Origin of the sequence: Saccharibacillus sp. O23, from assembly GCF_002205895.1 — a bacterium.
GTDB lineage: Bacteria > Bacillota > Bacilli > Paenibacillales > Paenibacillaceae > Saccharibacillus.
Genome location: NZ_NJDE01000001.1, coordinates 67443 through 80246 on the forward strand (window position 1 = coordinate 67443; position 12804 = coordinate 80246).

Annotated in this window: 8 protein-coding genes; 4 read left to right on the plus strand and 4 right to left on the minus strand. The window is 56.9% G+C overall.

The window, feature by feature from the left end:
• Positions 1 to 34: 34 nt before the first annotated feature.
• Positions 35 to 1327, minus strand: a complete 1293-nt coding sequence (locus tag CDO73_RS00320; protein ID WP_088486490.1) for an MFS transporter — start codon at positions 1325 to 1327, stop codon at positions 35 to 37.
• Between the two features lie 160 nt (positions 1328 to 1487).
• Between CDO73_RS00320 and CDO73_RS00325 the strand changes: the two genes are divergently transcribed.
• From CDO73_RS00325 to CDO73_RS00340, 4 genes are all read left to right on the plus strand, one after another.
• Positions 1488 to 2024, plus strand: a complete 537-nt coding sequence (locus CDO73_RS00325) for a CGNR zinc finger domain-containing protein (RefSeq protein ID WP_088486491.1) — start codon at positions 1488 to 1490, stop codon at positions 2022 to 2024.
• Between the two features lie 181 nt (positions 2025 to 2205).
• Positions 2206 to 3645: a 6-phospho-beta-glucosidase gene (locus CDO73_RS00330; RefSeq protein WP_088486492.1), complete on the plus strand. Its 1440-nt coding sequence runs from the start codon at positions 2206 to 2208 to the stop codon at positions 3643 to 3645.
• Positions 3646 to 3920: 275 nt separating this feature from the next.
• Positions 3921 to 4751, plus strand: a complete 831-nt coding sequence (gene licT, locus CDO73_RS00335) for a BglG family transcription antiterminator LicT (RefSeq protein ID WP_088486493.1) — start codon at positions 3921 to 3923, stop codon at positions 4749 to 4751.
• Between the two features lie 258 nt (positions 4752 to 5009).
• Complete coding sequence (locus CDO73_RS00340) at positions 5010 to 6977, plus strand: beta-glucoside-specific PTS transporter subunit IIABC (RefSeq protein WP_088486494.1); 1968 nt, start codon at positions 5010 to 5012, stop codon at positions 6975 to 6977.
• A 142-nt stretch (positions 6978 to 7119) separates the two neighbouring features.
• On the opposite strand, the gene CDO73_RS00345 is transcribed toward CDO73_RS00340, so the two are convergent.
• From CDO73_RS00345 to CDO73_RS00355, 3 genes are all read right to left on the minus strand, one after another.
• Positions 7120 to 7719 (minus strand): restriction endonuclease, encoded by a 600-nt coding sequence (locus CDO73_RS00345; protein ID WP_256972496.1) that lies wholly within the window; start codon positions 7717 to 7719, stop codon positions 7120 to 7122.
• A gap of 227 nt (positions 7720 to 7946) precedes the next feature.
• Positions 7947 to 10277 carry an EAL domain-containing protein gene (locus CDO73_RS00350; RefSeq protein ID WP_088486496.1) on the minus strand — a complete coding sequence of 777 codons (2331 nt, stop codon included), beginning with the start codon at positions 10275 to 10277 and terminating at the stop codon, positions 7947 to 7949.
• Between the two features lie 276 nt (positions 10278 to 10553).
• The gene (locus CDO73_RS00355) at positions 10554 to 12626 is read right to left on the minus strand and encodes a beta-galactosidase (protein WP_088486701.1); all 2073 of its coding nucleotides are present in this window, start codon (positions 12624 to 12626) and stop codon (positions 10554 to 10556) included.
• Positions 12627 to 12804 lie beyond the last annotated feature (178 nt).

Below are 12804 nucleotides of genomic sequence, written 5' to 3' on the forward strand. Positions count from 1 at the left end.
TAATATATAGGACTGAACCAAGAAAGCGCTAGCATTATTTGATCGTTTTGTGACAGGTTTCGCCCGATTCCGTCCGAGGAAGAGCGGCCAACCCCGGAATCGGCGAGCGGAAGATCCAGATCAACGCGAGCAGCGTGCCGATCGCGCCGACGATCAGCGTCGCATGCAAGCCGAATGCCGAACCTAGGAATCCGCCGAACAGCGCTCCTACGGGCGCGACTCCGGTCACGACGAAGCGGTAGCTCGCGTTCATCCGTCCGAGCAGACGTCCGGGCGTCACCGTCTGCCGCAGACTGACCGCATGAATATTGGAGATCACGATGCCCAGACCGCTCAGGAAAAAAGAAGCGAACAGCAGCGCCGACGAAATCGGCCCGGAACCCCAAGCCGGCAGAACGAGCAGCGGAGCGCCGCAGCCGAGCAGCATCGATCCGCAGATGACCGGACCGAGCCGGAAGCGTTTCGCCAGCCGGCCGGCCGTCAACGAACCGAGAATCGATCCGGCTCCGGCCGCGCCCATGATCAGACCGAGATCGGCCGCTCCGATGCCCAACTCGCGCGTGATATACAGAATCAGAACCGACCACGTCACCTGACTGAAAAAGTTATAGGTCGCCGCTTCTCCCGCTACCGCCGCGAGATAAGGATTGCGGAACACGAGGGCCATGCCTTCCCGGATCTCGGCGGCCATTCTTCCCGCTTGACGAGGCGCGGGTTCGGGCATGGGTTCGCTTCGCCGGATCATCCCGATCGAAAACGCGGAAACCAGCAGCATCGCGCAGTGGACAACCATCGCGAACGGCGCGGCCAATACCCCGATCAACGCGCCGGCCAGCCCGGGTCCGGCGATCTCTGCCGCCGAACGGCTGATCTCCAATTTGCTGTTGCCTTCCACCAGTTGGTCCGCGCCCACCAGCGACGGCAGATACGTCTGATAAGCCAAATCGAAAAGCAGCGTGCAAGCGCCGATGCCGAACGCGCACGCGTACAGCATCGGCATGCCGAGCAGATTCAGCGCATACGCCGCGGGAATCGCAGCGAGCAGCGCCGCGCGGACCAGATTGGCCGCCAACATCAGCGGACGCTTGCGCGTTCGGTCGATCCAGACGCCCGCAGGCAGAGCCAGCAGCAGATAAGGCAGAATCTGAACCGCGTTGAGCATGCCCATCTGAAACGGCGTCGCGCCGAGCGTCAAAGCGGCAACCAGCGGGATCGCCAGCGCCGTGATTCGGGCTCCGAACAGCGCCAACGTTTCCCCGAACCAGAATACGGCAAAATCTTTGTTCCTCGTCAATCCCGTCGCTCCGCGCCTCTTTTTCGTGTTCATGGCTGTCCTCCGTTCTCGAAATAAAGTAATGTTCTAAATTATATTTAAGCATTACATGAACGCAAAAAAATAAACCGATCATGTAACGCATTATTTGTTTTTTACACATTACATGCTAAACTGAACAAAAGCAACGATAACATTCGGGAGGCGAAACGAAATGAACGGGCGCATATTGGCCGTCGAACTGGTCAATTCGATGTGGTACGACCATCTGGGCAAACGATCCGAAGACCGATTGGACCGTCCCGATCGGCTCGGAAGGTTCTTGTCGGATTGGTCGGTCTCCGTTTCTCCGGACGAACGCGGCATCGAAAGCCTCAAAACGCTGCGCGCGCTGCTGCGGGAAATGCTAGACCGTACCACGGCGGGCGAACCGGTCGCGGACGATCAACTGGCGCGGCTTAACGCTTATATGGCCGGTTCGCCGAGAACGCCGGATCTGGTTCGCAGCGGCGACGGTTACGAGCTGGCTTATACCCCTGCCGCGGCGGATTGGGAAGCTTTTTTGGCCGAAGCGGCTTTGTCTTTCGCGGATTTGCTGGCGGATCGGCGGATCGGCCGAGTCAAAATCTGCCGCAACAGCGTATGCAAATGGGTATTCTACGACGAAACGAAAAACGGCCGCCGACAGTGGTGCAGCAGCGACACCTGCGGAAACGTGGCGCGGGTCAGACGGCATCGCGATAAACACTGAATAGAGGCGGCAAATTGACAGCGCTTGGTTTCCTTGCTACAGTTTGAATATCAATCGAATCATTTCTTAGGGATGTTACCTTATGGGCATAACCTGAACCGACTCGTTTCGCGTACACGCGCAGCCGGGTCCGTTCAGGTTTTTTATTTGCCCGAATCCGAAATCCGAAAGGGGAACCGATATGACCAACTACGCATTTCCGGAAAACTTCCTGTGGGGAGGCGCGATCGCGGCCAATCAGGCCGAAGGCGCTTATCTCGAAGACGGCAAAGGCCTCAGCGTCGTCGATCTGCTGCCGACCGGCGACAAACGCCGCGCGATCATGAAAGGCAGCGTCCCTTCGCTGACGCCGCTCGAAGGCGAATTCTATCCGTCGCACGAAGCGATCGATTTCTACCACCGCTACAAAGAAGACATCGCGCTGTTCGCCGAAATGGGCTTCAAATGCCTGCGGGTCTCGATCGCTTGGGCGCGCATCTTCCCGACCGGCGAAGACGCGGCTCCGAACGAAGCGGGCCTGCGATTCTATGACGATCTGTTCGACGAGCTGCTCAAATACGGCATCGAGCCGGTCGTGACGCTCGCCCACTTCGACGTGCCGATCCATCTGGTCGACAAATACGGAAGCTGGCGCCACCGCAAACTGGTCGGCCTGTTCGAGACGTATGCCAAGACCGTGCTGGAACGCTACAAAAACAAGGTCAAATACTGGATGACGTTCAACGAGATCAATATGCTGCTGCATCTGCCGTTCCTCGGCGCGGGCCTGACGTTCGAAGAAGGCGACAACGTCGAGCAGATCAAATACCAAGCGGCGCACCATCAATTGGTCGCGAGCGCGTTGGCCGTCAAAGCCTGCCACGAGATCGCGCCGGACGCCATGATCGGCTGCATGCTGGCCGCGGGCAGCTTCTATCCGTACACCTGCAATCCGGAAGACGTGCATCAAGGTCTGGAAAAAGACCGCGAATCCTACTTCTTCATCGACGTGCAGTCGCGCGGCGAATATCCGGGTTACGCCAAACGGTTCTTCCGCGACAACAACTTGGACATCGTCATGGAAGACGGCGACGCCGAGATTCTGAAAAATCATACGGTCGACTATATCGGCTTCAGCTATTACTCCAGCCGCACGACCAGCACCGATCCGGAAGTCAACAAAAATCAAACGAGCGGCAACGTGTTCGGCTCCGTGGCCAACCCGTATCTGGCGAAGTCCGAATGGGGCTGGACGATCGATCCGCTGGGCATGCGCATTACCGCGAATCAGCTTCACGACCGCTACCAGAAACCGCTGTTCGTCGTGGAGAACGGCTTCGGCGCGCACGACGAGCCGCAAGAAGACGGGACGATCAACGACGATTACCGGATCGACTATCTCAAACGCCACGTGGCCGCGATGGGCGAAGCCATTCAAGACGGCGTGAACATTCTCGGCTACACCTGCTGGGGCCCGATCGATATCGTCAGCGCGTCTTCCGGCGAGATGCGCAAACGTTACGGCTACATCTACGTCGATCGCGACAACTCGGGCGCCGGCACGCTCGAACGTTCCAAGAAAAAGAGCTTCGATTGGTACAAAAAAACGATCGCTTCGCGCGGCGCGGATCTGGAAGGGTAAACTGGCGAGCATACAGACGCGACAAAGAAGCGGCTTCGATTTTCGAAGCTGCTTTTTCCCGTGCTGAAAGCGTTGACAAACCTACCCTGCCGCCTTAAACTGGTTGTAACCAAATCACTTGCACAGGATTGTTACTGCCGATAATGCAGGCAAAACCTGAGACGCCACAAGCGAGCCCCTCATGATACGGACATCGGGTCTTGCATCTTTTGTTGTGTCTCGGGTTTTTTGTATTTTACAATAGGGGAACAGACAGAGAGCGAGGGGGATGCCGCGTGAAAATCGCCAAAGTGATCAACAATAACGTGATCAGCGTGTATCAGAATGACGGAACGGAACTTGTCGTGATGGGGCGAGGCATCGCGTTCAAAAAGAAACCGGGGGATACGGTAGACGAACGCAACGTGCAGAAAGTGTTTGCTTTGAAGAATCAGCAGACGACCGACAATTTCAAGATGCTGCTGCGCGAAGTGCCGATCGAACTGATCGTCATCGTGGAAGAAATCATCGACTACGCCAAGAAAACGCTCGGCCGCAAGCTGAACGAGAATCTCTACGTCTCGCTGACCGACCACGTCAATTTCGCGATCGAGCGCCACCGCGAAGGGATCGAGATCAAGAACGCTTTGCTGTGGGAGGTCAAGCAGCTCTACAAAGACGAATTTCGGATCGGCCTGCGCATGCTGGATCAGATTCGCGAGAAGTTGGAGTTGGAACTGCCCGAAGACGAGGCGGCGTTTATCGCGATCCATATCGTCAACGCGGAGATGAACGAAGAAGTCTCGACGACGATGAACATTACGAAATTTATGCAGCAGATCATCAATATCGTCAAATACCATTTCAAAACGGAATTCGACGAAGAATCGCTGAGCTATTTCCGTTTTATCACCCACCTCAAATTTTTCGCGCAGCGGGTATTCAAAGGCGCGCATTACGAGAACAACTACGACCATCTCTACGACGCGATCCGCGAAAAACATCCCGAAGCGGCAAGATGCACGGAGAAAATCCGCAATTTCGTGTCGAAAGAATACGATCACGAATTGACGAACGAAGAAATGCTGTATTTGACCGTCCATCTGGAGCGGGTCGTCAATCGTTAAACCTATCGAGACATCCGGTCGAGCGAAAAAAAAGTTAAAATTTTGCGATGTATGCGTTGACAAGCGTTTGAAAGCGTTATATTCTAGACACATCCAAATTGCATACACGTCAATCGGGATTGTTACTGGTGATGCAGGCAAAACCTAAGTTATGAGAAAAGACGGGATCTGTCCCTGTTCTTTCTCATGGCTTAGGTTTTTTGTTTGTCAAAATCATCCAAAATGTTCATATCGAGAAAATATTTGGGGGTGCAGGTTATGAGTTACAAAAAGTTGGCTCGGGACATCGTGCAAGGTGTCGGCGGAGAAAACAACGTGGTCTCGCTCGTCCACTGCGCGACGCGGCTTCGTTTCACGCTGAAAGACAATGCCAAAGCGGACAAAGAACTGCTGGGCAGAACCGACGGGATCATCACGGTCAAAGAAAGCGGCGGGCAGTTCCAAGTCGTCGTCGGCAACAAGGTTCCGGAAGTCTACGCCGCGATCGGCGAAGTATCCGGCATCCTGAGCGAATCCAAAGACGGCGAAAAGTCGAACGACAAAGCTTCGGCGGGCAAAAAAGGCTTCGGCGCCGTGATCGACGTCATCTCCAGCATCTTCGCGCCGCTGCTCGGCGTCATGGCCGGCGCGGGTATTCTCAAAGGCCTGCTGCTGATCGCCGATAACCTCGGCTGGCTGCCCAAGACTTCTTCGACGTATATCATCCTGTTCGGCGCGGCCGACAGCTTGTTCTACTTCCTGCCGGTGCTGCTCGCCGTCACGACGGCCCGCAAGTTCGGCGGCAATATTTTCACCGCGATGACCGTCGCCGGCGCGCTCTTGATCCCTTCGATCACGGCGCTGAACGGCGCGGAGACGCCGGTCACGTTCTTCGGCATTCCGGTCGTCATGATGAGCTATTCTTCGACGGTCATTCCGATCATTCTGGCCGTCATCGTCATGAGCAAGCTCGAAAAGTTCTTCAACCGCGTGATCCATGAAAGCGTCAAGAACTTCATCACGCCGATGCTGTCGCTGGCGATCATGGTGCCGCTGACGCTGCTGATCTTCGGACCGTTCGGCGTCTATGTCGGCAACGGCATCGCCGATGCCCTGCTCGCGGCGTTCTCGTTCAGCCCGCTGATCGCAGGCGCGATCCTCGGCGCAGGCTGGCAGCTGCTCGTCATCTTCGGCGTTCACTGGGGGCTGGTGCCGGTGTTCATCAATAACATCGCGGTCTACGGCCGCGACGGCATCAAACCTGCGGCGACGGCTTCCGTCTTCGCGCAGACCGGCGCGGCGTTCGGCGTCATGCTGAAGACCAAAAACAAAAAGCTCAAAACGCTGTCCGCTTCCGCGACGCTGTCCGCGCTGTTCGGCATCACCGAACCGGCCGTATACGGCGTAACCCTTCCGCTGAAACGTCCATTTATCGCCGGCATTATCGGCGGCGCGGTCGGCGGCGCGATCATCGGGCAAGGCGGCACGCAAGCTTTCGCTTCCGGCGCTCCCGGCCTGCTGACGCTGCCGATTTTCTACGGACCGGGCGGACAAGGTTTCCCGGCCCTGATCATCGGGATCGTTGCTTCGTTCGTCATCTCCGCGACGCTGACTTACATTCTGGGCTTCAAAGATCCGGTCGAAGAAGGCGACGGCGGCAAAGTGTCGGCGGATCAGCCGGTTAAAGGAAGTGCCGGCGCATCGGCCGGAACTGCGGCTTCCGCGCCGGTAACGGCCCGCGCGGCCGGCGAGACGGCGCTGAGCCCGCTGAGCGGCACGGTCGTGCCTCTGGCCGACGTGCCCGACCCGGCCTTCGCGGCCGAAGCGATGGGCAAAGGCGTGGCGATCGAGCCGAGCGTCGGTCGCGTGGTAGCGCCGTTCGACGGTACCGTAACCGTCGCGTTCAAGAAAAAGCACGCGCTGGCCGTGGTCTCCGACACGGGAGCGGAAATTCTGGTCCATGTCGGCGTGGACACCGTCAAACTGGACGGGCAGCATTTCACGTCGCATATCCAAGAAGGCGACCGCGTCAAAGCGGGACAACTGCTGCTCGAGTTCGATATCGAGCAGATCCGCGCCGCCGGTTATCCGACCGTCACGCCGGTCATCGTGACCAATACGTTCGATTACGAGGACGTGCTCGCGCTTCAGCAGGGGCCGGTTCAAGCCGGCGACGAGCTGCTGGAGACGATTCCGAACCGCGATGCGGACGGAGACGGCACGGGCGGTTCGAAGCAGAGCGCTTAACTCGCGCTCCCGCCCGAATCCGTCTCGACCGGCTGTTCATTCCGGCCATATCAAAAGCCGCTTCCTACGAGGAAGCGGCTTTTTTCATATCGAACGAACAAGGAATACCCATCTTTTTATTCGGGAAGCGCCGGATTCGGACTCAAGCGCTCGTTTTCCGGTTTGCCGTCTGGCTTCGGGCTTTCATTGCCAACAGCATCTCGATCAGTTCGTCGCGCGCGATCAACCGAACGCCGTTGGAACGGGCCAACTTGCGGGCTTGTTCCGTATACTGGCTGTTCGTGATCACCCAAGCTTCGTTCGCCCGATAATGCGCTTTGGCGCTTTGGACTTCCTGCACCGCTTTAAGACCTACGTTTTTCTTGTAGCGTTTGGCCTGTACGACGATACGGCGATTCTCTTTCGTTAATACCAGATCCGCGCCGTAATCGCCGACGGCCTGCGTAACTTCGGCTTTGTAGCCTTGAGAGCGAAACAGGTGACCGAGGTACTGCTCGAACTTCACGCCGTCCATCTCGTCGATCTCGGCAATGCCCGAACGTTTAAGCCGCGCGTTTCTTGCCGCGGCGATATTGATCAAGATCACGATCGCTGCAACCAATCCGATACCCGCTGCCACAGCGGCGATCTGCCATGATTTCGTAAAATGCAGCACCGCCAATCCCGGCACCACGGCCGCTAACCCTGTCACGCCCTGCAAAAATTCTTCCTGCTGTTTGGCTTTGCTTTTTCTTCTCGCCACTTGAACCCCTCCGCCGTCTCGAATGCTGACTTGCTGTACCTTCATCTTTATTCGGCGCAAGGAAAGAATTTCCTTCCTTATATCCCTTTTGAAGAAATTAAAATACTAGAATGTATGAATCGTCCAGATCATCGAGCTTATCTGCGATCACGGCTTTCTTTCCGAGCAAAACAAAAAAAGAACCCTGTCAAAGCGGTCCTTTTCTTCGTATTTTCCTATACGTTCCTCTACCGTTTCGGCGCTGCCTGCCGGTCCATGCCCCGCTCGAATTCGTCGGCCGGAACAGGGCGTCCGAACAAATAACCTTGCACTTCGTCGCAGCCGTTATCCTCCAGAAAATGCAGTTGTTCGGCGCTCTCTACGCCTTCCGCGATGACCGTGATCTTCAGATTATGCGCCATCGAGATAATGGCTTTGACGATGTCGCGGTTGCTCGGATCGCTCTCGATATCGCTGACGAAAGAACGATCGACCTTCAAGCGGCTAATCGGAAGCTGTTTGAGATAATTGAGCGAGCTGTATCCCGTGCCGAAGTCGTCGATCGAGATCTGCACGCCCAGCTCGCGCAGCTGCCGCATTTTCTCTGAAGCCGCTTCCACGTCGAGCGTCATGCCTTCGGTAATTTCCAATTCCAGATATTCCGGCGGATAACCGGTCTCGCTTATAATGCCGCGAACCATCTCGACGAGATTGCGCTGCCTGAACTGTCTCGGCGACAAGTTGACCGCCATGACGAACGGTTCGTATCCGTCGTCGATCCAACGTTTGCCCTGCCGGCAGGCCGTTCGCAGCACCCATTCCCCGATCGGCAGAATCAGACCGGTTTCTTCGGCAAGCGGAATGAACTCGCTCGGAGGCACCCATTCGGATTGCCCGCGATGCCAGCGAAGCAGGGCTTCCGCCCCGATCCGCCGGTTCGGGAACAACGAAAGCTGCGGCTGATAGTACAATTCGAGTTCGCCTTTCTCCAGCGACTTGCGCAGATCGTTCTCCAATAGAATGCGCGCGCCTTCGCGACTTTCTCCCTGCGGTTCATAGACGGCATACGTACTTTTTCCGGCTTCTTTGGCTTTGTACATGGCGGAATCCGCATGGTGCAGCAGCATCGAGGCGTCTTCCGCGTGCTCGGGGTATAGACTGATCCCTACGCTGGGGGTCATAAACAACTCGTATCCTTCGACTTCGAACGGTTCGACGAACGTATCCAGCACTCGCTGCGCCGCCGCTTCGGTCTCCGGCACGCGATCGTGTTCGAACAGCACGACGAACTCGTCGCCTCCGTGCCGCGCGATAAAAGTCTCTTGACCGAGCGAACGTCTTAGCCGTTCCGCGACTTCGGCCAGCAGCAGATCGCCCGCGCCGTGTCCGAGCGAATCGTTTACCGTCTTGAACCGGTCAAGATCGAAATAGAGAATGGACAGCTTCCGTTCTTTCGCTTTCGCGATCCGGATCGATTCGCTTAACTTTTCTTGGAACGCTCGGCGGTTCGGCAGTCCGGTCAGGATATCGTGGTAAGCCATCCGGTAAATCAGCGCGTTGGCCCGGTCTTGTTCGATCGCCAGCCGGGCGAGATATCCCGTCTTGCGAATCAGCTCCATTTCCCGCTCGGTCGGCAGTCTCTTTTCTTCGTAATACATGGCGAACGTGCCGATGACTTCGTTTCGCCCGTCGATCAGCGGCAGCGACCAGCAGGCCCGAAGCCCGTTCTGAAGCGCGACCGTCCGATATTCTCCCCATAATTCGCTCTGCTCGATATCGTCCACGATCACGATCTCCCTGCGCAGGACGGAAGCCCCGCAAGAGCCGCCCCGTTCGCCGGCCTGCACGTCTTCGACCTCGCGCACGTAATCTTCCGGAAGGCTCGGCGCTGCCAGATTGGTCAGCGTCCCGCTCTCGTGGTTGTATCTGTGGATGGAGCACATCGAGCCCGTCTGATATTCCGCCAAACGCAGCAGGCTGTCCAACGTTTGTTCGAGCGGAGTGTCTTTCGCGATCATCTCGAGCACCAGATTCTGTCCGTCCAGAACCCGGACCGACCGCACCTTCTCGGTGATATCCCGCGAGATGCCGAGAAGGCCGACCACTTCGTCGTTTTTGAGAATCGGAATGACGGTAGAGTCCACCGTAACCGTTCTTCCCGTTTTCGCGAGAAAAGAAAATTCCGTCCTCGCCATGCACCGCTGCGCAAGCGCCTTCTCCAAATTGACGTCGGCTTTCTCCGTATCGGAAGGCAAAATGAATGTATTGAAATCCGTTGCGTACAACTCTTCCCGACTGTAGCCGCTCATGCGTTCCCCGCTCGGATTGACGTCCAGAAAGCGGCCTTCGGCGTCCAGAAGAAAAACCGCATCGGTACTGTATGCGTACAGGGAACGATAAATTTGCTGCTCCTCCGCAAGGAGAGCAACGGATGAAGACGGAAGCTCGTTCGGATCCGAAGCAAAAGAGTCTTCCCGGCATATCGTTGCGCCGTTCGCGTCCGTCTTTCTCGTAACCTTGCTGCTGCGAGAGGCCTCTTCTTGCCGTTTCGCTTTGCCTTTTCCCTCGGCCATGGTCATCTACCTTTCGCTTTGCTGTTCTCTCCTCAAAATACCATAATTTCCGCCTGTCGATGCAAAGGCTTACCGAAAACCAGGTATTTTTTTTATCGGATGCACGCAAATGAAAGATAAGGCAAGCAAAATCGACCGGCGCAGCGGGGAGAGTTAGCTTTGCATTCATGACAAAAAACTTTTCCCGGCATCGCGAACGCGAACTCGGGAAAAGTCTAAGATTACCGTTCAGCCGATCGAATCCAGATACGTTCTTAACCGGGATTCCGGTGTACAGCGAACTCAGTCGCCTTGACGCCGCAAGATCATCACGCCGTAAGCCGGCAGTTCCGTATCGCCTTCGATCGTTTCGCCGCTCAGCAGTTCGGCGCAAGGCGTTTCGATCCGGATCGATGCCGGTTCGGCTCCGTAATTCAGCAGAAACGCGTAACGTTCGCCGTCCGAGCCTTCGCGAATCCCGAATTCGACCTGCTGCGGAAGACGAAGCCACGAATCCGCAGGCGAGTTCACCGCAAGCCGGTCCAGCAGACCGTCGACGCCCGCTTCGCCGAACGCCGCCCCGTAATACCAGGCTTCCCCCGCTCCGTGCCGACGACGGGTCAAGGCCGGACTTCCCGCGTAGTAGTCGCTCGCATATTCCGCTACGACCTCCGCAGACGGATCTTCGACCTGCAAAATATCGTTAAACGCTTCGGCGAACATCTCTTCTTGCGCCTCGGCAGGATCTCCGTCGCTCCAACGGAGCAGCGGGGCTTTAACGGTTCCTTTGATTAACGTAAAATCCTCCACCGTGATGCCGCATAACTCGGCGACAGGGCCCGGGAGCGGCTGCATCCGGCATTGCCCGTGATCGTTTTTGTATCCGGTACGCGCTCCGAAGACCAGCTTGCCTCCGCCTTCGACATAAGCTCGCAGCAGCTCGGCGGTCTTTTCGCTCAAGATGGCCGCATGAGGGTAAACGAGCAGTTTGTAACTTTGCAACTTCTCCGGATCGGCTTCCTGCACGGAGACGTAATCCGTCGGAATATGCCGGTATTGCAGCCGCTTGAACCAAGCATTGACGCTGCGCGAGGTCAGCGGACCGTGCCAGACATCCAGTTCGCCGTCCCATTCGTTGTCGTAATCGCGCAGAATCCCGACTTCGGCTTTATAAGCGGTTCCCGCGATCCGGCTTCCGATCTCTGCGAATTCGCGTCCCACGCTCGCCGCTTCGCGCACTCTCCGGTTCGGCCGGTTATGGTAATCGTTCAGCCCGTGCCAATAGATTTCCGTGCCGACCGTCGCCGTACGCCAGCGGAAGTACAGGACCAGATCCGCTCCGTGCAGCACGGACTGGTACGTCCACAATCGAAGCTGTCCCGGACGCGGCGAAGCCATCTCGATCCGGTTGACCCAGCCGCCCGGTCCCGCCTGCTGTTCCATGATGCAGAAGTTCGGCGAGATATCGCGTACCGCGCTGAGATTCAAGCTCCATTTGCGGTCGAGCAGCGGCTGCTTCTCTTCGCCGGGGAAAATCGTCGAGAACTGCGGATACGAGTCGTACGAGAAAAAGTCCAGCAGTTCGTTCGTCAGCGCATGACTGTTCAGATGGCCGAACAAGCCGTTGGTGGTGATCCAATGATTCGGCGCGACCTCGCGCAGAATCTCTGCCTGAATCCGCGCGAATTCGATCACGCTGTCCGAGATGAACCGCTTCTCGTCGAGCGCCAGATGCGGATTCGGCGAATCGGCGACGGTCGGGCGCGGCAGATGGACCTGCTCCCAATCGCTGTAGATCTGGCTCCAGACGACCGTTCCCCAAGCTTCGTTCAGCGCTTGCAGCGTGCCGTATTTGCGTTTGGCCCATTCGCGGAACGCGGCATGATCCGCTTCGGAATAGAAGACGTTCGTTTCGCAGTTGAATTCGTTGTCGAGCTGCCAACCTACGATCGCCGGGTGATCTTTGTAATGTTCGGCCATTTCCCGGGTAATGATCGCGCAGAGTTCCCGATATTTCGGGCTGTTGTAGTTATAATGGCGGCGCATGCCGTGACGGTATAAAGTGCCGTCCTGCGCCGCGTTCAACGCCTCCGGATAACGATGCGTCAGCCAAGCCGGCGGAGTCGCCGTAGGCGTGCCCATAATGACCTGCAATCCGTGCCGATGCGCGGCGTCCAGAGCGCGGTCGAATAACGCGAAATCGAACCTTCCTTCTTCCGGCTCGAACAGCGCCCAAGCGAATTCGCCGACGCGGATCGTCGAGATGTTCATCTCCCGCATGCGGCGGAAATCGTCTTCCCATAATTCTTCGGACCAATGTTCGGGATAATAACAAACGCCCAGTTTCAGCGTCTCGATCGCAAGCGTTTTAACCATGCTGGAAGCCTCCGTTTTCTTCGTCGGTCTGCGTCGCGCGCCGCTTCCGGCTGCGCGATCTTCTCTTCGATTGTAAGCGGCTTCGCTTCGGCAGGATATAACGAATTCTTGCGCCGATATCATTTTTTTGCGATCGAATCGATCCGTGAGGCTTGTTTATTTGATACGCTGGAGCTAG